27 protein-coding genes and 1 riboswitch are annotated in these 23,834 nt (G+C 63.9%); of the genes, 21 read left to right on the forward strand and 6 right to left on the reverse strand.

The window, feature by feature from the left end; genetic code table 11:
* The first annotated feature begins 216 nt into the window (after positions 1-216).
* The 7 genes from OS914_RS09740 to OS914_RS09770 all read left to right on the forward strand — a co-directional run bounded on the left by OS914_RS09740 (position 217) and on the right by OS914_RS09770 (position 4,778).
* Positions 217-405: a hypothetical protein gene (locus tag OS914_RS09740; RefSeq protein ID WP_267545867.1), complete on the forward strand. Its 189-nt coding sequence runs from the start codon at positions 217-219 to the stop codon at positions 403-405.
* A gap of 401 nt (positions 406-806) precedes the next feature.
* A complete protein-coding gene (locus OS914_RS09745; protein ID WP_267545868.1) occupies positions 807-1,160 on the forward strand; it encodes a hypothetical protein in 354 nt (117 codons plus the stop codon).
* The gene (locus OS914_RS09750; RefSeq protein WP_267545869.1) at positions 1,157-1,606 is read left to right on the forward strand and encodes a cupredoxin domain-containing protein; all 450 of its coding nucleotides are present in this window, start codon (positions 1,157-1,159) and stop codon (positions 1,604-1,606) included. The genes OS914_RS09745 and OS914_RS09750 overlap by 4 nt, the downstream gene beginning before the upstream one ends.
* Before the next feature lie 62 nt (positions 1,607-1,668).
* Positions 1,669-2,046: a hypothetical protein gene (locus OS914_RS09755; RefSeq protein WP_267545870.1), complete on the forward strand. Its 378-nt coding sequence runs from the start codon at positions 1,669-1,671 to the stop codon at positions 2,044-2,046.
* Positions 2,047-2,152: 106 nt separating this feature from the next.
* Entirely contained in the window at positions 2,153-2,455 is a 303-nt protein-coding gene (locus OS914_RS09760) for an acylphosphatase (protein WP_267545871.1), read from the forward strand.
* Positions 2,456-2,839: 384 nt separating this feature from the next.
* Positions 2,840-3,604, forward strand: a complete 765-nt coding sequence (locus OS914_RS09765) for a response regulator transcription factor (protein ID WP_267545872.1) — start codon at positions 2,840-2,842, stop codon at positions 3,602-3,604.
* A complete protein-coding gene (locus OS914_RS09770; protein WP_267545873.1) occupies positions 3,594-4,778 on the forward strand; it encodes a sensor histidine kinase in 1,185 nt (394 codons plus the stop codon). Before OS914_RS09765 ends, OS914_RS09770 begins: the two co-directional genes overlap by 11 nt.
* A 146-nt stretch (positions 4,779-4,924) precedes the next feature.
* Here the strand turns inward: OS914_RS09770 and OS914_RS09775 are convergent, their stop codons facing one another.
* The 3 genes from OS914_RS09775 to OS914_RS09785 are packed head-to-tail and all read right to left on the reverse strand — an operon-like array spanning position 4,925 to position 6,759.
* Positions 4,925-5,140 carry a DUF6480 family protein gene (locus tag OS914_RS09775; RefSeq protein ID WP_267545874.1) on the reverse strand — a complete coding sequence of 72 codons (216 nt, stop codon included), beginning with the start codon at positions 5,138-5,140 and terminating at the stop codon, positions 4,925-4,927.
* Positions 5,141-5,185: 45 nt separating this feature from the next.
* Positions 5,186-5,899 carry a hypothetical protein gene (locus tag OS914_RS09780; protein ID WP_267545875.1) on the reverse strand — a complete coding sequence of 238 codons (714 nt, stop codon included), beginning with the start codon at positions 5,897-5,899 and terminating at the stop codon, positions 5,186-5,188.
* Positions 5,896-6,759: a PRC and DUF2382 domain-containing protein gene (locus OS914_RS09785; RefSeq protein WP_267545876.1), complete on the reverse strand. Its 864-nt coding sequence runs from the start codon at positions 6,757-6,759 to the stop codon at positions 5,896-5,898. The genes OS914_RS09780 and OS914_RS09785 overlap by 4 nt, the downstream gene beginning before the upstream one ends.
* A gap of 241 nt (positions 6,760-7,000) precedes the next feature.
* Between OS914_RS09785 and OS914_RS09790 the strand changes: the two genes are divergently transcribed.
* On the forward strand, positions 7,001-7,513 hold the full coding sequence (locus tag OS914_RS09790) for an AMIN-like domain-containing (lipo)protein (RefSeq protein WP_267545877.1): 513 nt from the start codon (positions 7,001-7,003) through the stop codon (positions 7,511-7,513).
* A 64-nt stretch (positions 7,514-7,577) separates the two neighbouring features.
* Here OS914_RS09790 and OS914_RS09795 read toward each other — a convergent pair whose 3' ends face one another.
* Positions 7,578-7,736: a hypothetical protein gene (locus OS914_RS09795; RefSeq protein ID WP_267545878.1), complete on the reverse strand. Its 159-nt coding sequence runs from the start codon at positions 7,734-7,736 to the stop codon at positions 7,578-7,580.
* Positions 7,737-7,807: 71 nt separating this feature from the next.
* A riboswitch (Fluoride riboswitch) is annotated at positions 7,808-7,885 on the forward strand.
* Between the two features lie 26 nt (positions 7,886-7,911).
* Here OS914_RS09795 and OS914_RS09800 point away from each other — a divergent pair.
* From OS914_RS09800 to OS914_RS09815, 4 genes are read left to right on the forward strand one after another with little or no spacing between them, the layout of a single operon-like run.
* A complete protein-coding gene (locus OS914_RS09800) occupies positions 7,912-8,565 on the forward strand; it encodes a universal stress protein (protein WP_267545879.1) in 654 nt (217 codons plus the stop codon).
* A gap of 38 nt (positions 8,566-8,603) precedes the next feature.
* Positions 8,604-9,071: a fluoride efflux transporter FluC gene (locus tag OS914_RS09805; RefSeq protein ID WP_267545880.1), complete on the forward strand. Its 468-nt coding sequence runs from the start codon at positions 8,604-8,606 to the stop codon at positions 9,069-9,071.
* Entirely contained in the window at positions 9,068-9,436 is a 369-nt protein-coding gene (gene crcB / locus OS914_RS09810; RefSeq protein WP_267545881.1) for a fluoride efflux transporter CrcB, read from the forward strand. Before OS914_RS09805 ends, crcB begins: the two co-directional genes overlap by 4 nt.
* Positions 9,437-9,463: 27 nt before the next feature.
* Entirely contained in the window at positions 9,464-10,624 is a 1,161-nt protein-coding gene (locus tag OS914_RS09815; RefSeq protein ID WP_324290647.1) for a nitronate monooxygenase, read from the forward strand.
* Positions 10,625-10,666: 42 nt separating this feature from the next.
* Here OS914_RS09815 and OS914_RS09820 read toward each other — a convergent pair whose 3' ends face one another.
* Positions 10,667-12,304 (reverse strand): MDR family MFS transporter, encoded by a 1,638-nt coding sequence (locus OS914_RS09820; protein ID WP_267545883.1) that lies wholly within the window; start codon positions 12,302-12,304, stop codon positions 10,667-10,669.
* Between the two features lie 142 nt (positions 12,305-12,446).
* On the opposite strand from OS914_RS09820, the gene OS914_RS09825 reads away from it, so the two are divergent.
* The 7 genes from OS914_RS09825 (at position 12,447) to OS914_RS09855 (ending at position 19,895) form a co-directional block, all read left to right on the forward strand.
* Positions 12,447-13,019 carry a TetR/AcrR family transcriptional regulator gene (locus tag OS914_RS09825; RefSeq protein WP_267545884.1) on the forward strand — a complete coding sequence of 191 codons (573 nt, stop codon included), beginning with the start codon at positions 12,447-12,449 and terminating at the stop codon, positions 13,017-13,019.
* 47 nt (positions 13,020-13,066) lie between these two features.
* Positions 13,067-13,741 (forward strand): HhH-GDP family DNA glycosylase, encoded by a 675-nt coding sequence (locus OS914_RS09830; protein WP_267545885.1) that lies wholly within the window; start codon positions 13,067-13,069, stop codon positions 13,739-13,741.
* Between the two features lie 147 nt (positions 13,742-13,888).
* A complete protein-coding gene (locus OS914_RS09835) occupies positions 13,889-14,878 on the forward strand; it encodes an ABC transporter ATP-binding protein (RefSeq protein ID WP_420713921.1) in 990 nt (329 codons plus the stop codon).
* On the forward strand, positions 14,875-16,491 hold the full coding sequence (locus OS914_RS09840; protein ID WP_267545886.1) for an ABC transporter permease: 1,617 nt from the start codon (positions 14,875-14,877) through the stop codon (positions 16,489-16,491). The genes OS914_RS09835 and OS914_RS09840 overlap by 4 nt, the downstream gene beginning before the upstream one ends.
* Before the next feature lie 39 nt (positions 16,492-16,530).
* Positions 16,531-17,001, forward strand: coding sequence for a GbsR/MarR family transcriptional regulator (locus tag OS914_RS09845; RefSeq protein WP_267545887.1), 471 nt, complete (start codon positions 16,531-16,533; stop codon positions 16,999-17,001).
* A 150-nt stretch (positions 17,002-17,151) separates the two neighbouring features.
* Positions 17,152-17,649 carry an NUDIX domain-containing protein gene (locus OS914_RS09850; protein WP_267545888.1) on the forward strand — a complete coding sequence of 166 codons (498 nt, stop codon included), beginning with the start codon at positions 17,152-17,154 and terminating at the stop codon, positions 17,647-17,649.
* Complete coding sequence (locus tag OS914_RS09855; RefSeq protein ID WP_267545889.1) at positions 17,646-19,895, forward strand: Tex family protein; 2,250 nt, start codon at positions 17,646-17,648, stop codon at positions 19,893-19,895. Before OS914_RS09850 ends, OS914_RS09855 begins: the two co-directional genes overlap by 4 nt.
* Here the strand turns inward: OS914_RS09855 and OS914_RS09860 are convergent.
* Positions 19,892-21,232 (reverse strand): NAD(P)/FAD-dependent oxidoreductase, encoded by a 1,341-nt coding sequence (locus tag OS914_RS09860; protein WP_267545890.1) that lies wholly within the window; start codon positions 21,230-21,232, stop codon positions 19,892-19,894. The genes OS914_RS09855 and OS914_RS09860 overlap by 4 nt on opposite strands.
* 145 nt (positions 21,233-21,377) lie before the next feature.
* Between OS914_RS09860 and OS914_RS09865 the strand changes: the two genes are divergently transcribed.
* Complete coding sequence (locus OS914_RS09865) at positions 21,378-22,829, forward strand: MFS transporter (protein WP_267545891.1); 1,452 nt, start codon at positions 21,378-21,380, stop codon at positions 22,827-22,829.
* Between the two features lie 384 nt (positions 22,830-23,213).
* Positions 23,214-23,819: a class I SAM-dependent methyltransferase gene (locus OS914_RS09870; RefSeq protein WP_267545892.1), complete on the forward strand. Its 606-nt coding sequence runs from the start codon at positions 23,214-23,216 to the stop codon at positions 23,817-23,819.
* The last annotated feature ends 15 nt before the right edge of the window (positions 23,820-23,834 follow it).

Below are 23,834 nucleotides of genomic sequence, written 5' to 3' on the forward strand. Positions count from 1 at the left end.
ATTATCGGAAACTTGTTTTGGGGACGGGAGTGTTTCCGGCCTGAACGCCGCCGGCGCTGCCCCATGGCGCCATTTCCCGACGTAGCCTTCGGCTGGCATCCATCGTCCCAGTATGGCCTCTGTCGTCCTATCCGCGGGGAGCAGCCGCACCCGGTTGCCGGCGCGTAGGCAGATCAGCCCTTTTCTTCTTGGACCCTGCCGTGGGATCATGCTGGCATGAGCAAGGAACAGCATGCGCGGCGGACGGGTAACGGGGTGCGGACGGACACGGAGCAGCATTCGCTGTCCACGGCGGAGATTCGTGCGGTGGCGCGGCGGCGCGAAGCTGCGGAAGAAAAGCTTGAGCGGCACCTGCGGGGGAGCGAGCACAAGGACAAAGAGTCTGACGACGGCGGCGGTACCTAGCGTGAAGGTTAATCCCCGTCTTTCAGCGGGTTAAGGGGACAGCACAGCGGGTGCGAGCACGCTGGGAATTACTTCTGACCCGGAACTGAGCGAGCTTCGGGGGAGCTGGCCTCAACCGCGGGACCAAGAGGCGGCAGGTATTTAAGGACGTACCGGCGGCCTCCAGCCCCAAGGCTGGCCCATCCGAGCACCTCCTCAGCGACGAATAGCCTATATCCGCAGGTTGGATGCGTTCCCCTTGGATACCGGCACCTCATTGACCGCACGAGCCATGCCTCCTGAGCATTCTTCCTTAACCTCTCCGCGACCGATTGGCGGGGACATCAGGCCGTTTGCGGCCGAAACTTAGGGGCTCCTGCGCAGGCCTCGTGCCCCCGCCGGGGCCGCAAGAGAGGATTGAGATGGGACAGGCGAGCGAGAAGGATCGGCCGGAGCCGACGACGGTCGTGGGAAAGCGGGGGCTGCTCTTCAGCGCTGACGGGTCAGTGATCGGCTTCGCCGATCGGCAGTTGTTGGGCGCAGAGGGTCCGGAGCCGCACGGCGAACATGCCCTCTGGCCGGAGACCATAGCGGACCAGGAACGGGATGACCCGGCTGGGCGATCCGCAACACAACTGGTGGCGGGACAACCGGTCACGGCAAAAACCAGCCAGTTCCGGTTTCCAGCCATCCGTGACATGGATCACGACGAACTCCATACTGAGAGCAACAAGTCCTCAACACTGGGTCCTAGGCCACAAAAGGGAAAGTCATGAACATTAACAAGACAAAGTTTGTCATCGTCCCGTCGGCCGCATTGCTGCTGGCCCTGAGCGGCTGCTCGTCCGCGGGGACGGGGACTAGCACTAATGCCACCAGCCCGGCAAGTTCCACGTCCACCGTGTCCATGGCTCCGTCTTCCGGGGCCGCCTCCACGACGGGATCGGCCAGTTCCATGTCCGCGCCGGCCGCGGCGGCGCAGACCATCCACATTCAAAATTTTGCCTACAGCGGTCCCGCCAGCGTGGCTCCGGGATCAACCGTGACCGTGATGAACATGGACAGTACAGCCCACACAGTGACATCCGACGAGGGCTCAGCCTTCGATGTCCCTGTGAAACCCGGGGAAAGCATGACGTTCAAGGCGCCAACAACCCCAGGCACCTATAAGTACCACTGCACCTACCACGGCAATATGCACGGGACGCTGGTCGTGAAGTGAGTTCCGCGAACAGAACCAGACGGGCACGGGCTGCCACGCCGGCAAACCGAAGCGCCCTCGGGATGATCCTGCGGATCCTGGTGGCCGCGGCGCTGGCCGTTGACGCCCTCGTACATATCCGGCTGGCACCCGGTTACCAGCTGGCCGCCCCGGACGGAATAGGGGAGGGCAACCTGTTTTACCTGGAATCCGCGGCCGCCATCGTGGCCGCGCTCTACGTCCTGATCCGCGGAAGCCGACCGGCATTTGGGCTGGCTCTTCTCGTCCTGGCAGCCGGATTGGCCGCTGTGCTCCTGTATCACTACGTCGATGTGCCGGCGATCGGCCCGATACCGGCCATGTACGATCCGCTGTGGTTCCCGGAAAAATCCATCAGCGCCATTGCCCAGGGCTTTGGTGTGGCCTTCGCAGTCGCGGGTTTGGCACGCCTGCGCCGTTAGTCACAGAGCGGGCGACCAGATGGGGTGGCCGTTGGAGCGGTCCTGGAGGGTAGGGAACCGAGCCGTTCGGTGACGACCGGGGCCGGTCTGGGCTAAGTTGGGCCCCATGGCTGAAAAACCCACCGCACACGCCAGACAAAATGTTCGTCTTACCGCCCGCATCACCGGAGCGGTGCAGGGCGTCGGTTTCAGATACCAGACGGCTCACCGGGCAGTGGAACTGGATCTGACGGGGACCGCCACCAACCAGTTTGACGGGTCCGTGGAGGTGATAGCCGAAGGGCCGGCGGAAGCTGTGGCCGACCTCCTGGCCTGGCTGAGGTCCGCCGGCCCCCCGGGAAAAGTGGCGGATGTGGTATCTGCATCCTCCCCTGCAACGGGAGCGTTCGGGAACTTTCGCGCGGTTTAGCGAGCACAGGAAGGGCGACGGCGCGCACCGGCTGCATCTTGACCCCGTCCATCCGGCTCGCATCATGTCCCCCGGCGGTCCCGGAGTTCTGCAGACCAATGGGTTGAGCGGAGGGGGGTGCCCTGAGCACGAGCGGAACCATGCAGGCCCAGATTACAGGCGACGATGAACCTGCCGCAGATGACGAGAACGACGACGGTCCGGCTGGTCTGGGCGCGGTCGGCGCGGCGCGCACCGGCTAAGGGCTACTGTCGCTGACCGCGGAGCTACTGGGTCGGACCGCAACAGCGGCACCGACGTTGCCGTCCAATAACAGGGCGGTGCCCCAGTGGCCCTCATGGGGCAGAGCGTTCCAGCGGGGGGCAGCGCCCATATGCTGGACGAGTGAATACCACACAGCATTCGGCCGGCACCAGTGAACTCGGTGGACGCCGGATCCTTCTGGTGGAGGATGAGGAGATGATCGCCAATGTGGTCCGCGGCTACCTGGTTCAGGCCGGCTTTCTGGTGGACATAGCGGCGGACGGCTTCACAGCGCTGAATCTTGCCACGACGCATTCTCCCGACCTGATCATTCTCGACCGTATGCTGCCAGGTTTGGACGGGGCGGAAGTCTGCCGTCGGATCCGGGAAACCATGGACATGCCGATCATTCTGCTCACCGCGCTGGCGACGGAGGATGACCGCATTCTGGGCCTCGAAATGGGGGCCGATGATTACGTCACCAAGCCGTTCTCGCCTCGGGAGCTAGTCCTGAGGGTCAAGTCCGTCATGCGGCGAAGCATCAAGGAATTCAGCCCGGAGCCGCCGGTGGAACTGGCCGGATTCGCCCTGAATCCAGCGGCGCGGATCATCACCGCCGCCGGCCGGCCGTTGGGGCTGACGGTGCGGGAATTCGATCTGCTGGCATTTTTCCTCCGCCGTCCGAACCAGGTTTTCAGCAGGGAAGAGCTCATCCGCGGGGTCTGGGGCTGGGATTTCGGGGACCTGTCCACGGTGACAGTACACGTCCGCAGGGTCCGCGAGAAGATCGAAAGTGATCCGACAAATCCGAAGCTACTCAAAACAGTATGGGGAGTCGGGTATCGGTTCGACGCCGTCGTGGCTTACTCCTCCACTGCGGCAGCGGGGGCGCCTGATGTCAGCTGACGATCTAGTTATTATTGTGCGTCTGGTTCTCCTGTGGGCCGTCACGATCGGTGCCGTCACGGTGTTCCTCCAGTGGTTATTGCGCCGTGCCTCCATCGTCGTCCAGATTTGTCTGGTGGTGGTGTCCGCTGTAGGCGTCATGGTGGCCGGAATGGTCGGGGCGTTCAATGCAATGTTCATTTCCGCCCAGGACCTTGAGGTGATGTGGTACATCGTGGGTATCGCGTCGGTCGCGGCCGTCGCGGTCGCCGTCGTTCTGGGATTGGGGGTGGCCCGCAATACCCGATCACTGGTCAGCGCAGCGCGGAGCATCGGGCGCGGCGAACCCGTCGCACCGACGCGAAATGTCAGCTCCGAACTGACGGAACTCGCTTCGGAGATGAAATCCACCAGCGAAAAGCTGGAGGAATCCCGGAGCCGGGTCAGGGCCGCCGAGTCCGCGCGCCGGGAACTGGTCGCTTGGGTCTCGCATGACCTCCGCACACCGCTGGCCAGTATGCGGGCCATGACGGAGGCCCTGGAGGACGGAATGGCGCCCGATGTTTCCGCTTACCACCGCAAAATCCTCGCCCAGGTGGACAAAATGACGGAGCTGGTCAACGATCTGTTGGAGCTCTCCAAATTCCAGGCCGGAACAATGGTGGTTACGAGGGAGACCATGGATCTATACGACCTGGTCAGTGACGCCATCGCGGACCTGGCACCGCTGGCCGAACGGCGGCATATCAAGATCAACGGGGACGGTGTCCAGTCCACGCTCGCCGCCGTTGATGGTGCTTCGCTCGGCAGGGCAGTGCGGAACGTGATGATGAATGCCTTGATGTACACCAGGCTTGGCAGCACCGTGCGTATTGCGGTGAACACCGAGCCCGGCTGGGCCACTGTGGTGGTGGAGGACGCCTGCGGCGGGATCCCCGCCGAGGACCTGCCGAAACTTTTCACCACGGGATGGCGAAGGTACAGCGGCCGCAGCAAGAGTGCCTTCAGCGGGGCCGGCGTGGGACTCAGCCTGGTGGCCGGGATAATTCATGCTCATCATGGGACCGTTGAGGTAGCAAACGCTGGCGACGGATGCCGCTTCAGCTTGCGCCTCCCTACCTCTTCCGAATCCGGTGTGGCGACGGCCCAGCAGCTCTATGAAGGGCCGGAGGCTGGAGAAGCCAATCGGTCATAGCTCCAATCCGGGGTGCGAAGGTACGCCGCATATAAGAGGCGAAGACGGCGCTGAACCGGATCAGCGACGAACACAGGCCGCCGCTGAATTTGCCCCGTTTCCGCCCCAAGCCACCAAGAGCTCCCGAACCGCAGGGATCCGAGGCCCTATTCGTCGTGTCCCTGGTCCGTGCTCATTTGGCCCGCAGCCGGCGGTGTTTCGCCGGGAGGAACGCCGCCTCCCGGCTCCAGTCCGGTGATATTGCCGTTGCGCGGGTCCGGATTTGCGGGAGCGGCCTTGTCATTCTTGCTCTTTCCGATCGGCTTTTCGGTGCCCGGTTGGTCCGGATTGGCCGGGTCGTTTTCCGGGTGGTAGCTGCTCATAACGTTCTCCCTCTGATGGCGCTTATCGTTCGGGTATCGTCGGGCTCAGCCCTCGACCGGAGCGAAGCCGGCTTTGTCGACTTGCCGGTGGAAGTGCATCCCCGCCAGCCCGCCCAGCAGAGCTCCGCCCAAACTGACGGCTGCAACAACCACCAACGCGAGGATGCCTGCGCCGGTGAGTTGGCCCTCATCGACGGGGATTCGCGGAAAGCTGTTCAAGTTGGCCAAAATATTGAACTTGCTCCCCGCTACAAGACCAAGGATGGCCACCACGACGGCGATAATGATGGCCCAGATCCAGACCATGAGCCCCTGCTTGGCGCCGTTGAATCTTGCCATCCGCCCGGCCACATATCCGCCGCAGTAGTAGGCCACGAAGAGGATGACAAGCAGAACAATGATGCCCACGACGCCGACCGTTTGCGAGTTCCTCGACGCCTGATCCAATGCCTGCGCGGCGTCGGTGTTATTCGCCACACCGACTGCGGTACCGGCCGCGGCGGCCAAGGCAGTCAGCAGAACCGCCGTGCCCGTGGCCGTCAGCCAACCGAAGAATGCCGAGCCCACCTTGATCCCGCCGTAGCGTTCCTTTTCGCGGGCCACTGTTTCTTCTCGGCTGACCCGGTCTGATCTAATGGCTCGGTCCTGCCGACCGGGCTGCGCTTCCCAATTGGCCGCCTCGGCTCGATCCTCCCGATGGCCCGGTTCCGGTGTGGGCCGATGCGAATCGGTGCTCCCGGGATCGATACTGCTGCTCATGATAGGTGCCGCCCACCGGCGGCGTCCGTACCCGAGTCGTCCGTACCTGAGGCGGTGTCGTAGGCCGGAGTGTCATCGACACCGTCAGCGCTGATCTTCTCCTTGCGGACTTCCTCGTTGACCGTTTCCTCACCCGGAACGCTTTCGGTTGCCAAGCGAACCCGCTCGACGGGGACCGTTTCCTTCTCCACCATGGGCCGCTCCGAGTGCAGCGTCACTTCGAACTCTTCCTCGGTCAAAGCCGTTCCGCTCATGGCGGCGCCGCTATGATCTTCCACGATCGGTTCCCGCTCGATCCTTATTTCTTCGTGGCTGACGGGTATGGTCTTGGTGACATTTTCCGTGACGACGTATTTGCGGAGTCTGACCCTCCCTGTTTCCTGCGATTGTGTATCGACGCGCAGCCGCTCTTCCGAACGAATCATGGCATTGTCGGTAGTCGGCCCCGACATGTCCGCTGGCCGGTCGTCGTCCTTGCCGTCGGTGCCTGTCCCTGTTACGCCAGCATTCCGGCGGCCTGCCTCGGGCGTATCACGCGTTCCTCCGGCCTGCTCGTAGTATCGGTAGAGGTCGTCTTGTTCCTCCTCGGAAAGGTGGCCGTCGGCATCGATCCGCGGCGCGTCCTTGACCTTGTCCTTGCTGAATGGGACCACAATGTCATTGCCTCGGATCGTGGCGTCGTCGAGAGGTACAAAGGATTCTCCCGTGCCGAACAATCCGGTTTTGGCCGTGACCCAATTCGGGCGCCCCGTCTCATCATCAACATATAGCTGTCCGATCGAGCCGATCCTGTCTCCGTTATGAGTCAGGACGTTGCCTCCGCCATCCGCGACGTCAGTCAGATTTTCCGCGCTGATCATGATGTTCCCGCTTTCACTGCTTGAGAAGGATTATCGGCCTGCACCTGGGGAGCACCACTGAGGTACCCCTGGTTCAACCATAGGCCGCAATCACCACCAACTGGCAAGGGTGCTTGCTATTTTTCTTGATGTCTTTTCCTCGCATTAAGGGCCGTGGGGTCGTTCCACTTTCAGTGCTGCGCGTGCCAAAAGGCGCGTATCATATTCCTATCTATTATGCAACAGGGGAGGCGTTGCGGGTATGAAAAGGATCTCGTCATGGTTGGCTGCGGTCATGCTGGCGGTGGGTCTGGGGCTCTTGGTGCCTGGACCCGCGTCGGCAGCCCCTTACTGTGGAATTGTCTGGGGCTCGGTCGCCAAGTCCAGTCCGCTGACGACGGCGGCGCCGGTCGCCAGTGTTCGTGCAGGCCGGCATGATTGCTACGACCGTCTGGTCATTGATATCAGCGGCAAGGGAGCCGGCTTTGACGTAGCCTACGTCGATTCGGTGTATGCACAGGGTTCCGGAAAGAGCGTTCCGCTGAAGAGCGGCGCATTCCTCCGCGTGACGGTAGCGGCGCCGGGCGCAGGCGGTCATGATGTGGCGAATGTTGCCGGATTTCCTACCTTTCGCGAGGTGGCATTTGCCGGCAGCTTTGAGAATCGCACGACTTTCGGACTGGGTGTCCGAACGCGGCTGCCGTTTCAGGTCTTCACCCTGGACGGCCCTGGTGCTGGTTCAAGGCTCGTGATCGATGTGGCACATTTTTGGTAAGGGTTTCGCCCACGGATAGCGATGAATGGCAGACGCCCAGGTCGGGCGCTTGGAGTCCTTGAGCCTACCGTCTGTCGGGGTTTGGCCGATCCGTTCCAGCGTCGGAATCCTCATCCAGGTCTGCAATATCCGGATCGAGGATCTTGGAGAAGTCACCGGCCAGCGAGTCCCGGGCTTCTTCGTCTTCACTTGCAGGTTCCCGATCCTCTGGAGTTTCGCTCATGTTGGCAGCTTAGTCCTGCGGTGCGCAGGGGGGAAGGCGCGCTGGCGCGGGGTTGCGGTGGCCGGGTAAAGTCGAAAGCCGGTGATGGATCCCGCCGGAACCGGGTGCCCGGTTCAAACCGCCAGATGGCTGATGGTTCCTGCCTTGATGAATGTAAGGTGGGTGAGTCGCAGGCATGAATGGCCCCGAACAGCAGCGTCACAGTGGTCATCAGGAAGGTGATCACGAAGGCTGTGTCCACGACGGCAGCGTTCACGAAGCCGGTGTCCACGAAGCCGGTGTCCACGAAGGCAGCGTTCACAAAGACAGAGCACAAGCGCCGGCCGTAATTCCGCTGGGAACCGGCCCCGTGCTGGTTGGGACGATGCCAGGCCAGCCGGCCGTCGTCGTACTCAGCGCCGCGGCCCTGGCCCGGCGCCTTGGAACCGACCTGTTGTGTGCGTACGTGGATGTGGCCGCTTACCCTGTCGCCGCCCGCAGCGGAGCGCCCGGAAGCTCGCGGCCCATCGACCCCGATGCTGTTGACGATGGTGAGGAACTAAAGGCGGCCCTCACCGCCCGGCTGGAGCATCTGCTCACGCCTAGCCCCGTGGCTTGGGCGCTCCGATCGCTTGCTGGCGATCCGGCGCGTGCACTCGGTGCCCTGGCGTCGAGCGTTGGGGCAACCATGATCGTGGTCGGAACGCGGGAACGGGGGATTGGCGCCCGTCTGGAGGACATCCTGACAGGTTCGGTAGCGGTGCATCTGACGCACCGGCAGGAATGTCCTGTGCTAGTGATCCCGTTGCCGCCCGGCCGGGCCGGGTCCAACGGCGGGCAGCAGCGATGACATGGGTGGGTGGATCCCGTTCTCGCGCTGCTGGTGCCTTGCCGGATGATCCGGATCCCGGGCTGGAGCGCCGGAGGCCGCGAAAAGTCCACCTGCATCCCGGCTTCATTGTCCTGGTGATCACCGGCGGTGCCGTCGGGACTCTGGCGCGCTACGCCCTGACCACGCTCATTCCAGCTCCGCTCGGCTGGCCGCTGCCGACGCTACTGGTCAATGTCGCCGGAGCTTTCCTGCTGGGCCTGCTCCTGGAGTCATTGGTCCGCCATGGCGCCGACGCGGGGAAACTGCGGATCGTGCGATTGCTCGTCGGAACGGGCTTCATGGGAGCTTTTACCACCTATAGTTCGCTGGCCCTGGATGCGCATGTGCTGCTGGCGCACGGCAGGATCTTTGGGGCAGCAGGCTACCTCGGAGCGAGTTTGGTGGGCGGTTTCGGAGCAACCATCGCTGGCATCGGAGCCGGTGCGTGGCGGCACCGACAGCGGTCCGCGGCAGGGGTGCCATGACGGTGTTGCTGCTCGCATTGGCTGGCGGGGTTGGTGCAGGCACCCGGTTTTTGCTTGACGGTCTGATCCGCTCGTGGTTCCGCACGTCGCTGCCTTTGGGGACGATTGCCATTAACCTCACGGGTTCGCTGGCCTTGGGCTTCGTTGCCGGCCTGGTCCTGACGCAGCACGTCGGATCGGATTTTCAGCTCGTGACCGGCACCGGCTTTCTGGGCGGCTATACGACGTTCAGCACCGCCAGCTTCGAAACTGTCCGGCTGATTCAGGCGGGCAGGACGTGGTACGCCGTCATTAATGGATTGGGCACCATGGTGCTGGCCGTTGCCGCGGCAGGTGCAGGGGTCGCGCTGGCGGATCTGCTCTAGTGGACAGGTGATCGTGCTGTGCTCCCGGTGTTTTCGCACTGCCGGTGGCAAGGAATGAAGGAAAGGAGCACCTTGCTTAAACTCAACAACCTGCGGGTACCTCTGCTGGCGGCACCGATGGCCGGCGGACCATCCACACCGGCTCTGGTAGCCGCCGCTGCTCGGGCCGGGGGACTCGGAATGCTGGCCGCCGGCTATAAGACTGCTGCGGCGATGGCGAACGAAATTGAGGTCGGCCGTGAACTGACAGGTAATCGACTGGGGGTTAACGTTTTTGTACCGGCGGCCATGGCTGGATCATCCCCTCCGCCCGGCGGTTCCGGCGCGGCGGGCGATGCCGGCGAGGCCGACCGCGCCGACGAGGCCGCCCGCGCCGCCCGCGTGGCCGACTACGCGCACGTCCTCGAAGCGGAGGCGCAAAGGTATACGGTGACGTTTCCGGCACCAAACCCGGCTGACACCGACGGCTACGCCGAGAAGATCGACTACCTTCTCCGGCATCCGCTGCCGCTGGTCAGCTTCACCTTCGGGCTCCCGGAGCCGGAGATCGTCGAACGACTGCACGACGCCGGAACGCACCTGACGCTGACTGTGACCAACGCTGCCGAGGCGCGCGCCGCCGTCGCCCGCGGAGCGGACAGTCTGTGTGTGCAGGGGCCGGACGCCGGCGGTCACCGTGGAACCCACGAGGAGGGAAGCCCACCCGGCAGTCGGTCCCTGACCGCGCTTCTGGCGGAATTGGCGCACGTCACCGGGCTGCCGCTGATCGCCGCCGGCGGGGTCGGGACCGGTGCCGATGTCAGGATGCTCGTGGCTGCCGGCGCGAGCGCTGTGCAACTGGGGACCCTGCTGCTGCGCTCTCCCGAGTCCGGGGCGCAGCAAGCGCACAAGGACGCCCTGGCCTCGGGCCGGTACACCGGCACGAGCGTGACCCGGGCGTTCTCCGGCCGCCTTGCGCGCGGTCTGACCAACCGGTTCATCCGTGAGCACGATGGTCAGGCTCCCGCGGCATACCCGGAGGTCAATCAACTCACCCGGCCGCTTCGTGCTGCCGCGGCACTGGCCGGCGATCCCGATGGCCTGGCACTGTGGGCAGGAACGGGATTTATGCATAGCCGCGCAGAGCCGGCGGAAAAAATCATGGCCGACCTGTGGCGGGCTGCCTGCCGTCAGCAGACCGCCGATTAGCGCAGTAACTCCCGCTGGGGCTCATTGTGGCGGCCCGGGCTCTCAGCGCCGCGGGCCTCCGGAAAGCTCCTCCTCCAGCACCCTGCTCTGTGCCGGTACATCGAGGCGGTTGTTGGTCATGCCGTCAATTTCCAGTGATTCCGGCAGGATATCGCGTTCGATCGTAGTGGCCAATGGGATTTCCCTGACGAAGCAGAGCAGGACGACGGCGACAAGGACCAGCGGGACCATGTACAGGAACACCGGTGTCAGGGCATCGTTGTAAGCACCGATGATGACATTGCGGGCCGCGGACGGCAGCTCCCGGACGATGGCAGGGGTGAAGGAGTTGCTGGCATCTGCTGCGCCGGCGCCGGGAGCGGGCATGCGTTCGGTCAGCAAAGTGGTCAATCTGGCAACAAACAGGCTTCCCACGATGGCGGAGCCCAAGGACGCACCGATCTGCCGGAAGTAATTGTTAGACGCGGTTGCCGTCCCGACCTGGGAGATCGGGAACGAGTTCTGCACGATCAAAATGAGAATCTGCATGCTCATCCCGAGCCCGACGCCCATGACTGCCAGATAGCTGCACAGTACCCAAATAGCGAGTGCGGGAGTCATCGTGGAGAGCAGGACCAACGCGACGGCAACGATGACAGTTCCCACCAGTGGCAGCCATTTGTAGCGCCCGGTCTTGCTCACCAGCTGGCCGGAGATGATCGAGGTGGCCAGCAGGCCCACCATCATTGGAATCATCAGGAACCCCGCCTCTGTGGCATTGGCCCCCGTGACCATCTGCAGGTAGGTCGGCAGGTACGCGAGGGCGCCGAACATCGCGATCCCGATGATCAGACCCGCCCCAGTAGTGAGGTTGAAGTTTCGGTCCTTGAACAGATGCAGCGGCATGATCGGTTCGGCGGCGCGTTGCTCCACGAGCACAAAGGCTGTCCCTGCAATGACAGTGCCGACGATCAGGGCGATGATGGTCGCGGAGTTCCAGTCGTAGGTGGTCCCGCCCCACGTGGTGACCAGGACGAGGCAGGTCGAAGCGATCGCCAGCAGGCCGATGCCGGCGGCATCCAGGCGCGGCTTCCTTTTGGCAACCTCGGGCAGGCGGAGGAAGAACATCGCCGAGGCGATGGCCAGGATCCCCAGCGGGATGTTCATCCAGAATGCCCAGCGCCAGCCGATGCCTTCGGTGAACCAGCCGCCCAGCAGGGGGCCGGCAACTGAGGACAGAGCGAACACGCCGCCCATGATGCCCATGTACTTACCGCGCTCCCGCGCCGGAACAACGTCGGCAATGATGGCTTGAGAGAGGATCATCAGACCGCCGCCACCAAGGCCCTGGACCGCGCGCCCGATAATGAGCCAGGTCATGTTTTGGGCAAGACCGCCGACTACGGAACCGACGATGAACAGTGCAATGGCACCGATGAACAGGCCCTTGCGTCCGACCAGGTCGCCAAGCTTGCCGTAGACGGGCAGCATGATGGTGGATGCCAGGATGTAGGCCGTGGTGACCCAGAGCATGTGGTTCACGCCGTGCAATTCGCCGACGATGGTCGGCAGGGCGGTGCTGAAAATTGTCTGGTCTAACGATGCCAACAGCATCGTGACCATCAGCCCGGCGAAAACGAGCAGAATGTTGCGCTTATTCGCTGCCGCCACGGATCGCGGAACTGTCGGTAACTCGGTCATCGGGTTCTTTCTTCTCCTGTGAGTTGCTGGCATTGCGGTGGGGCTAGAATTGTGTCGGCCTTACCGCTCGGTTAGTATCGTACTTACCGACCGGTCAGTTAGCAAGTTGGTCTACCAACCTAAAAAACAAGGGAGGGTCACAATGGGCGCTGCGGCAGCACGCAAAATGGGCGGCACCCGGGCACAGATCCAAACGGTGGCGCTGCGGCTATTTGCCGACCACGGCTACGAAGCGACCTCCATGCGGGCGATCGCGGAGCAGCTTAGTATCACCAAAGCTGCTTTGTATTATCACTTCGCCAGCAAGGAAGACATTGTCCGCGCCCTGATCGCGGCGATGCTGGTCCGCACCGCAGAACTCGTCCAGTGGGCCGAGGAGCAGGAACCGGGCCCGGCGCTGCGCCGGGAAGTGCTCTCCAGATGGGCCGACATTATGCAGGACCAGGGATTGCGGATGTTTCGTTTTCTCAGTGCCAATCAGGTGGCGATGCGGGAAATTACCCCGGACAAATCGGGCATGGCAGCGCAGCTGAAACGGCTCTTTGCCATTCTTACTCCACCCAATGCCAGTGTGGCAGACCAGCTGCGGGCCCGGCTGTCCTTGGCCGTCATCAATATGGTGGGGATGACTGCCTCAGACCTGGATGCCAGCGAGGACGAAATCCTCGCCGCTGCCCGACTGATCTCCGCCGAACTCCTTCCCAAGCAGTCCTAGCGGCACATCGCGTAGAGTCACGAGATCCGCTACCGGAAGGATTTTTCATGACGAAGGCCCAGGACAAGACGGTCGCCGTGCTGCTGGAACGCCATGGACGAACCTACGCGCAGGAAGCCGGGATCACCGTCAAGGACACTCCGGCCCCGTTGTACCAGCTGCTGGTGTTGTGCACGCTGTTGTCGGCAAGAATTAGTGCATCCGTGGCGGTCGCTGCGGCGCACGAGCTGTTCGCCGCCGGGTACCGCACGCCGCGGGCGATGAGCGCGGCCAGCAGGCAGCAGCGTGTTGACGCGTTGGGACGGGGTCACTACCGCCGCTACGACGAGCGGACAGCGACCATGCTGGGCGAGGGGGCTGAGCTCTTGACGGCGAAATACCGCGGCGACCTGCGCCGGCTCCACGATGCAACGGACAGTACGCCGGAGCTGATCAGGGGTCTGCAGGAATTTCCCGGCATTGGACCCGTGGGTGCGGCTATTTTTTGCCGCGAGGTCCAAGCCGTCTGGATGGATGTGGCGCCGTTTCTGGATCAAAAGGTGGCCGACGGTGCCTCCCGGCTTGGGCTGCCAGCCGCTGAACGGGCGCTGGCCGGGCTGGTCAGCCCCGCGGACCTTCCGAGGCTGGCAGCTGCCTGCGTCCGGGCGGCCTTGGAGAAGGGTGTTGCCGACGAGGTTATGGCCCATGTCGTTGACCACTCCACGAGCGCCGGGCAAGGCTGAGTGCAGCACTCATCCCGGCACGGCTGGGCACCGCTGAACGTGCAGGTTTCAGCCTGCCTGCGCCGCGCCGCACGCGCAGGCCAGTGTGCGGAACCAGCTGGATAATTGAGTCTTCACAAATTTGTGAAACAAGCGTAGCTTGAGCTTATGAGCGGCATGAGCGGCGTAAATGAGGCAGGCACTACGTCCGGCGATTTGATCATCGACGTACGCGGACTCGGCAAACGGTTTGGGCGGGTGCGGGCGCTGGACGGGCTGGACCTGAGTGTATCCGCCGGCGAAGTGCATGGTTTCCTGGGGCCCAATGGGGCGGGTAAATCCACCACCCTCCGGGTGCTGCTTGGGCTGGCCCGTGCCAGTTTCGGCTCCGTGACGGTCTTCGGCCAAGACCCATGGAAGGATGCCGCGAAACTTCATCGGCGCCTTGCCTATGTCCCCGGAGATGTCAGCCTGTGGCCAAACCTTTCCGGCGGAGAGGCCATTGATCTGATCAGCCGGCTGCGCGGCGGAACAGCAGACCGCGCTGCCTACGCCCGCGCCAAGGACAGGCTAACGCGGACCTTCGCTTTGGATCCGGGCAAAAAGGGCCGGACCTATTCAAAGGGAAACCGGCAAAAGGTCGCCCTCGTTGCTGCTTTCGCTACGCCGGCGGAACTCTATATCTTAGACGAACCCTCCAGCGGTCTAGACCCGCTGATGGAGGCAGTTTTCGGTCAAGAAATCCAGCGCGTGTCGGCGGCGGGAGCTACCGTGCTTCTGTCCAGTCATATCCTTTCGGAAGTGGAACATCTGTGCAGCCGGGTGAGCATTATCCGCGCAGGCAAAACCGTGGAGACCGGCACACTTGCCCAAATGCGACACCTGACGCGGACCGGGATTTCTTTCGCCGCCGAAGGCCTTGGCCAGGAACAACTCGGCCGCATTCCAGGGGCCCACGAGCTTACCGTTAGCGGCGGGCGGGTCAGCTTCACGACCGACACGGATGAAGTCAGCGCCGTTCTGCCGATGCTGGCTGCGCTAAAGGTCCAGGGACTGACCGTGCAGCCCCCGTCTCTGGAAGAGCTTTTCCTGCGGCACTATGGCGATGAAGCCGAAGGCCCCAAAGGCCGCCGGGCAGCAGAGGCCGCGGCGCGATGAGCACGCTATCAGCACTCCTGCGCCAGCGTGCACGCCGCGACCGGTGGCAGTTAATCATCTGGATTGCCGGTACCGGGCTTCTGGCCCTGGTTTCGGCCTCGGCGGTCGCGCAGACGTACGGCGATTATGCGGGGCGGGTCAGCATCCTGCGCCTCGCCATCGCCAATCCCGCCATTTTGATGTTGCGGGGGACCCCGCGGGGGGCCGGGCTCGATGCCTTTGTCTTCTTCGAAATTTTCACGTTCCTGGCGCTACTGGCCGGCTTGATGAGCACTTTCCTGGCCGTCCGGCACTCCCGGGCCGAGGAAGAATCGGGGCGTGCCGAAATGGTTTCCGCGACACCGGCGGCCAGGCTGACGCCGACCGTGGCGACGCTCATTCACGGTGTCCTGGCAAATGTGCTGCTCGGGATCGTCGTGGCCCTTGCCTTTATCGTCGGGAATCTCGAACCCTATGGATCGTTCGTCACCGGGGCCGCCGTCGCAGCGACCGGTGTGGCCTTCCTCGCTGTCGGCCTGCTCGCTGCCCAGTTTATGCGCACCTCACGTGGTGCAAACGGGACCGCGGCAGCCGTCGTTGGCATTGCCTACGTACTGCGCGGTCTCGGCGACGCGCTGGGTACTGCGGGCGCGGACGGGATACAGATGAGCCCGGCGTGGCCAAGCTGGCTCTCCCCGATTGGCTGGGGGCAGCAGTCGGCTGCGTACACAGCGAACAACGCCGCGCCGATGCTGCTGAACATTGTCCTCGCTGCCGTGTGCCTGCTGGCCGTGTTCGGTTTGCAGGCTCATCGGGACAGCGGCGCAAGCCTGCTGGCAGGCACGACCGGGCGGATCAACGCCCGTTCCGTGCTGTCGGGCCCGTTGGCGCTGGGCTGGCGGCTGCAGCTGCCGTCGATCATCGGCTGGTGTCTGGGAGGAGCGTTCACCGGCCTGTTCGCCGGCACGTTGTCCAAGCTTGTCGAGCAGGCGGCCAGCGCAAATCCTACCGTCAGCGCGGTGCTGCATGACATGGTGCAGGGGGGTGGCTCAATGGACCAAATCCTGATCTCGGTCATGTTCTCCCTGATTGGCATCCTCGCCGCCGCCTGCGCGGCCCAGACCATTATCCGGATGCGCCAGGAGGAAACAGCAGGTACAGCCGAGCTTATTCTGGCGTCGCCGGTTTCCCGGACGCGTTGGTTTCGGGACTATTTGCTGCTGGGACTGTCAGCGATTGTCTTGGTGCTGCTCTCGGGGGCGGTCGTGTCGGGATTAAGTGCCCTTGCCGTGGGCAGCGATCCTGCGGGGATCGGCGATTCGTTCACCGCCGCGGCCGCCCAGCTGCCGGCAGCGCTGGTCTATCTCGGGGTACTCGCCCTGCTCTTCGTCGTCCTGCCCCGTTTAACCATTAGCCTGGCGTGGAGCAGCATTGGAATCGGCGTCTTCCTCGGCTTTTTCGGCGGACTGATCGGCGTGCCGCAATGGGCGCGGGACATCTCCCCCTTTACGCACACTCCTGTTCCTTCCAGCGGCGCGGACTACAGCGGGGCAGTGTGGATGCTGGTCGTCGCGGTGGCCGTTACTGCTTGTGCAGTGGTGGCCATGCGCCGCCGCGAGTTTCAAACCACCTGATGAAGAAACCGCAACCCGAGGACTAGGACACCAGTACAGATGGCACGAGATGAACAAGCGTTGCGGACCGCAGTCGAGCAATCGGCGGCGGTACTCACCTCGGCAGGGTTGCCCAAAATGCCGGCCCGGGTACTAATGGCACTCATGGTGTCCGACGACGGCGCCCTGACTGCGGCGGAGCTTGCCGGGCAGTTGGGTGCCAGCCCCGCGGCCGTTTCCGGTGCCGTCAGATATCTGCAGACCATAGGAATACTGCGGCGCGTTGCGCAGTCCGGGAGCCGCCGGGACCGCTACGAACTTCCGGATGACCCCTGGTATACCGCGGCGGCCAGTGAGAGTCCTGTCTATGGCGCTTTGGCTTCACTGGCGGATAAGGCCGTCGAGGCGTTGGCGGATCCAACGTCCCCGGTGACGAAGCGGGTGCACGAAATGGCGCGCTTCTACCGTTTCCTAGCTGCCAGGCTGCCGGGACTCATGGCCGAATGGGCCAGCATCCGCGGGCAGGATTAGCCTTGGTCCGGGCTGGCCGTCCCGGGACCCTGCGGTCCGGTCCTCCTCACACGCGTGGTGCGCAGCCCCGTGCTCATTTCCCTGCCCTGTTCATTGAGTTCGACGGGCACCTGCACCTGGCCATGCGGCAACGCGTGAGAGTCTGGACCAATGACTCATTCAGCATCCCCGGCGGCCGGTGCCCAGCCGCATCCAATGGGCCCGCGTGACCTGGGGGATGCCTGGGTGGAGGGCGAGCGCGGCAGATTCTGGGGACGGTTCGGTGCGGCCGGCCTGTTGGTGCACGATGCTGATCGAGGTGTTCTGCTGCAGCACCGCGCGCTGTGGAGCGACCACGGCGGGACATGGGGCCTGCCGGGCGGAGCTCTGCACCTGGATGAGGATCCCGTGGCCGGGGCTCTGCGCGAAGCGCACGAAGAAGCCGCGGTTCCCGCAGCCGCGCTGCAGATCCTTGCCACCTCCGTCCTGGATCTGGGCTACTGGCGGTACACCACCGTCATCGCTCGGGTCTGCGCGCCGTTCGAGCCGGTCGTTTCGGATCCGGAGAGCATCGAGCTGTGCTGGGTTGCGGTGGACGCCGTCGCTGGCCTGCCGCTGCATCCCGGGTTGGCTAAAGCCTGGCCGGTACTGGCAAAGTGGATTCAGTGACAGAAACGACCGAACGCTCGAGTACCTGCACCGATACCATCCACAGCCGAATCGCCGCTGAACTCGGGGTAAAAACCTGGCAGGTCAAGGCGGCAGTTGAACTGCTCGACGGCGGCGCTACCGTCCCGTTTGTGGCCCGCTACCGCAAGGAAGCCACGGGCACCTTGAACGATACGCAGCTGCGCGAACTCGACGAACGGCTGCGCTACCTCCGGGAACTGCAGGAGCGTCGGCGGGCAGTCCTGGAGGCCATCGACGGTCAAGGAAAACTGACCGATCAACTCAGGGCCGCCGTCGCCACCGCCGGGACCAAGTCCGCACTGGAAGATCTGTACCTCCCGTTCAAATCCAAGCGACAGACCAAGGCGCAGATCGCCCGTGCTGCGGGACTGGAGCCGCTGGCTAACGCGCTGTTGCGGAACCCGCTGCTGGATCCGCAGCGGGAAGCGGCCAAATACCTAAGCACGGAGTATCACGTCAGCGATCCGGCCGCTGCCCTGGCCGGCGCCCGGGCTATCCTGACTGAGCGGGCCGGCCAGGACGTCAAGCTCGTGACGGGGCTGCGCGAGCGGCTCTGGCAGCAGGGCCGGCTGCGCGCACAGGTCAAGCCCGGCCGGGAAACTGCGGGCGCGAAGTTCAAAGACTATTTCGACTTCGTCCAACCGCTGCGGTCGCTGCCCTCGCACCGGGTGCTCGCTCTTTTGCGCGGTGAAAAGGAAGGCGTGCTCACCCTGGACGTGACGGAGGGGGATCCCCGAGATCCCGAGGGCCTGGCCGCCTCCCGTGCGCGCTATGAAAGCGCCGTCGCGCGGTCCTTTCGCATTGACGAGCGCGTTTTACGCAGCGATCACCGGCCCGCGGATGCCTGGTTGGCCCAGACCGTCCGGGTGACCTGGCGGTCCCGGCTGCTCGCCCGGTTTGCCGGCGATCTGCGGACCCGGCTGTTTCTGGCTGCGGAGGAAGCAGCCCTACGGGTCTTCGCGGCAAACCTGCGTGACGTGCTGCTGGCCGCACCGGCGGGAAACCGATGCACTCTGGGCCTGGACCCGGGGCTTCGGACGGGCGTCAAGGTCGCCGTGGTGGACGGCACCGGGAAGGTAGTGGCCACGGATACCATCTATCCGCACGCGCCGGCCCGGAAATGGGCTGACGCTTTGGCGACCCTGACGCGCCTGGCCCGGGACCACGCCATCGAGCTGATTGCCATCGGTAACGGGACGGCATCGCGGGAAACGGACAAACTTGCCGAAGAGCTAATCACCGAACTCAACGGGCAAAATCCCGCCAGAACGGTGGCCAGGCTGGTGGTCTCCGAAGCGGGAGCCTCGGTGTATTCTGCGTCCGCGCTGGCCTCCGCGGAGCTGCCGGACCTGGACGTTTCGCTGCGCGGCGCCGTCTCTATTGCCCGCAGACTGCAGGACCCGTTGGCCGAATTGGTCAAGATCGAGCCGAAGTCCATCGGGGTGGGCCAATACCAGCACGACCTGACGCCGATACTGCTGGAACGGTCGCTGGATGCGGTGGTGGAGGACTGCGTGAACGCCGTCGGTGTGGACGCGAACACCGCCTCGCCCGCGCTGTTGGCCCGTGTGGCCGGCGTCGGGACGCTACTCAGCGGGAACATCGTGGCGCATCGCAACGTCCACGGACCGTTCACCAAGCGCTCCGATCTGCTGAAAGTGCCCAGGCTCGGCCCGAAGGCCTATGAACAGTGTGCCGGTTTCCTGCGCATCAACGGGGGAACGGAGCCGCTGGATTGCACCAGCATCCATCCCGAGGCCTACGGCGCGGCCCGGAAGGTCCTTGCTGCTGCCGGCGCTGCAATGAACGACGTCGTAGCCGGCGTGGGCGCGGTCGCCGCCTTGGAGCCGCAGGACTTCACGGACGAGGCATTCGGACTGCCCACAGTCCGGGACATCATGACCGAGCTGGTCAAACCTGGCCGTGACCCGCGCCCGGAGTTCGCGACGGCCGCCTTTGCCGAGGGCATCGAAAAGATCGGCGATCTGGACGTTGGCATGGTTCTGGAGGGAACGGTCAGCAACGTTGCAGCCTTCGGCGCGTTCGTTGACATCGGCGTGCACCAGGACGGACTGATCCACGTCTCCGCGATGGCCAACCGCTTCGTCTCCGATCCGCACGAGGTGGTGAAGTCCGGGCAGGTGGTCCGCGTCAGGGTGCTCGAAGTCGATCCGGTCCGAAAGCGGATTTCGCTGACGCTGCGACTGGACCAGGAACGCGGTTAGTGCTTGCCGGCGGATTCGACGCTGCGCCGGAACGCCTCCCGCGGATGTTCGGTCGCACTCATCGGGGATAGATCCCGCTTGGCAAAGGCGTGCGTGATCCAGGTGGAGAAAATGTGCCACTTTCGGTTGTAGGTCGGCGTGGCCAGGCCATGGTAAATACGGTCCACGTACCAGGCCGCCCGGTTCTTCAGTTCCACCCCCAGGATGATCGCAGCACCCCGTCCCACACCATAGGAAGCAACCGCACCGAGCGACTTGTACCGGTACTCTGCGACGGGTTTACCGTATATATCGGCAGCGATGTTCTTGGCGAGCAGCTTGGCCTGCCGGACGGCGTTCTGGGCATTCGGCGGATAATAGGCCGGCTGGTTCTCGGCGGTAAGGTCGGGGATCTGGGCGTTATCGCCGGCTGCCCACGCCCCGGGAACTGGCGTGCCGTCGTCGTCAATCACCTGCAGCCGTGCGCTGGCATTGACATGTCCCTTTGGGCCGCGCGGGACGTTGGTCCCGTCAAGTGCGGGATTGGGCTTCACTCCGGCGGTCCACACGATCGTATTGGCATGGAACGAATCCCCGTCGCTGAGGACTACCTCGGCGTCGATGCAGGACTTCATGGTGGTTTTGAGCCGTACGTCAATGCCGCGCTGGCGGAGCAGGCCCAGTGTCCAGCCGGAGAGCCGCACACCGACCTCCGGGGCAACTCTGTCCAGCGCCTCGATCAGCACCCATCGCAGATCGGATCTTTGCAGCGATGGGTATTGATCGATGGCAAGTTTTGATAGATCGCTCAGTTCGGACAGGGCCTCCACACCGGTGTACCCGGCGCCGACAAAGACGAACGTCAGCGCGCTGGCACGCTCGGCCGGATCATCGGTGGCCGCAGCCAGGGCTACATTCTGCAGCACCAGATCACGGAGGTACACGGCCTCTTCGAGCGTCTTGAAGCCCACAGCGTTCTCGCCGAGGCCTGGCGTAGGGAAGGTTCTGGTGACCGCACCAATAGCGAACACCACATGGTCATAAGCCATGCTGACGGCGGCACCCGTGATGGATATAAGGACAGCGTTTTTTGTGTGCACATCCAGGGAGGTCAACCGGCCCCGAAACAGGTCCACGTTCTTCAGGGCACTGGCCAGATCAACGGCGACGCTGCGCGCATCCAGCTCCCCGCCTGCCACTTCCGGAAGCAGGGGCTGGTAGGTCATATACGCGTTCGGCTCGACGACGGTGATCTTCAGCTGCGCCGCCGTGAACTCTTTACGCAGCCCCCATGCCGTGTAAAGGCCAACATAGCCGCCGCCGAGAATAAGGACATGTGGTGTCTTTGTCGGTGACATGTGCGCTCCCTGCTGCTGGGGGTTCGATTACCTGGATCTGCCCTGTGCCTGAAATCAGCATTGTCTTCATTCCTCCGCGCGTCAACCGTTGACAGCGGGCCCGCACCTTTGGCTAATGGAAAGAAACGCCGAAAGGACCGTTGTGATGATTCGTTGGCCCGGGCATGCAGTGGCATCTCCCGCCCGGCAGCCCGCACGGGAGACCATCCCGCCAGTCCCGGTGGAGCGGACGGTGCTGGTGGTTGCCATCCTCGCCTCTTTCGTGGCATTCCTCGACGGCGCCATTGTGACTGTTGCACTGCCGGCCATCACGGCCGATCTGGGCGGCGGCCTCGTGCTGCAGCAGTGGGTGGTTGACGCCTATCTGCTCTCGCTGGGTGCGCTGATTCTGATTGCCGGCGCCGTCTCCGACGCTTTCGGCCGGGCCCGGATCCTCCGGTCGGGACTGATCTTATTCGGGATCGCATCTGTGGGGTGCGCACTCGCCCCGGGAGGTGAGCTGCTGGTCGCTTCCCGTGCTGTGCAGGGAGCCGGCGCCGCCATGCTGGTTCCCAGTTCCCTTGCCATGATCACCGAAACCTTCAGCGGAGCGGAACGGGCCCGGGCGATCGGAACCTGGACCGGGTGGACCGGCACGGCGTTCATCGCGGGCCCGTTGGTGGGCGGCCTGCTGGTAGATTCGGTGAGCTGGCGGCTGATCTTTGCTATCAACGTCATTCCCATCGGGGCCACGCTTGTGCTCCTGCAGCGCATCAAAAGCGCGGGCCCGGTGGGGCGGCGGCCCCGGATCGACTTTGTTGGCGCGCTACTGGCCGCAGCAGGCCTTGGCGGCCCGGTCTTTGCACTCATCGAACAACTCCAGCTGGGTTGGCTCAACCCGACCGTCCTCGTCCCGTTCATCCTCGGCGTATTCTGCTTCGGTGGTTTCCTGTGGTGGGAACATCGGACACCGCAGCCAATGATGCCGCTGGGGCTGTTTGGGACCCGGAACTTCGGTATCGGGAACCTGGCCACAGCATTCATCTACGCCGGCGTGTCGCTGGGCCAGCTGGTGGTGGTGCTCTTTCTGCAGGAAGTTGCGGGGCTCTCCGCTTTTTGGACGGGGCTGGCCATGATCCCGGTGGCGCTGCTGTCCCTGCTGCTCGCAGGGGTCTTCGGTGGCCTGGCAGGCAAACACGGACCCCGCTTGTTCATGACCGCAGGGCCGCTGGTGGCCGGGTCCGGATACCTGCTGATGCTCACCGCGCACCTGCCGTTCAGTTTCTGGTCACAGGTGCTGCCTGGTCTGATCCTTTTCGGACTGGGACTGGCCATCACGGTTGCCCCGCTGACAGCGGCCATTCTGGGCGCGGTGCCGCCCGGACAGAGCGGCATCGGCTCGGCGGTCAATAACGCGGTCTCCCGAGTGGCCGGGCTGGTTGCCGTCGCCTTTGCAGGAGTCATCATCAACGGCACGCTCGACGTCGGCGGTTTCCATCGCGTGCTGACTGTCACATCGGTGCTTTTCGCCGTCGGCGGCATCATTTCCGCGCTGGGCATCAGCAACCATAGTAGTGTGCCGCCTGTGGCAGAGCGACGGTTTGCTGAGGAAGGCTGAACCCCCGGCAGCTCCATTGCGGCTTGGATTTGGACCTGTCACTGAACGAGACAGGTCTGTTGGGTTGTGGACGGTTTTACAAGAGCAGCGGGGACACCGGATGGGTAGAGTGCACAGCCGACGACGGTGGGGCTGCAGGCCGCTGTGCTCCTGCCGGATCGCTGCGGGGTTGGGGGTTGGATGCGTGGCAGCGGCAGGAGGCTGCGGCATCGATGACGGCGGAACCAAGGCAACCCAACGCTGAAGGCCGCCGGCGCTCATCACCCGCGGCTGGAATGTCCGAGGCCACAGCGCAAAAGACCAGTGGCTGGTATTGCGCATTCGTTGACACGGCGATTCCTGCGCGACGCCTCCTCCCGATGGCGCAGGGCATAGGCTTTCCCTATGCATCAGGAATCGTTATGGCAGGCGCAAAAGCGCACAAATCCCGGGCACTCCGCCTGGTACATCCAGCGGTTCGAGCAAATGCGGGCTGACGGTGCCGATCTGAACGGTGAGGCGAGACTGATAGACGCCATTGCGCCGCGGGGAAGCCGGATTTTGGATGCCGGCTGCGGCCCCGGGCGGGTAGGCGGGGAACTGAGCCGGCGGGGGCACCTGGCGCTGGGTATTGATGCCGATACCGAGCTGATTGCCGCCGCACGCAAGGACTTCCCTGATGTTCCCTGGCTGGTGGGGGATCTGGCCGACCTGGAGCTGCCCGCAACCGGTAGTGCTGAACCGTTCGATGTCATCGTCTGCGCGGGAAACGTCCTGACCTTCCTTGCTCCAGGAACGGCACCGGCAGTGCTCCGCAACTTCGCCAGGCATCTCGCGCCCGGGGGTAGGGTCGTGACGGGGTTTGGCGCGGGGCGGGGGTATGCTTTCGACGATTTTTTCGCCGATGCGCAGGAAGCTGGGCTTTCCTGTCAGAGCCGGTTTGCCACCTGGGATCTGAAACCGTGGACGCCGTCGGCTGATTTTTTGGTAGCCATCTTCACTATCGATTAACGGCCTTAACCACTA

The organism is Arthrobacter endolithicus (assembly GCF_026627425.1).
Lineage (GTDB): Bacteria > Actinomycetota > Actinomycetes > Actinomycetales > Micrococcaceae > Arthrobacter_M.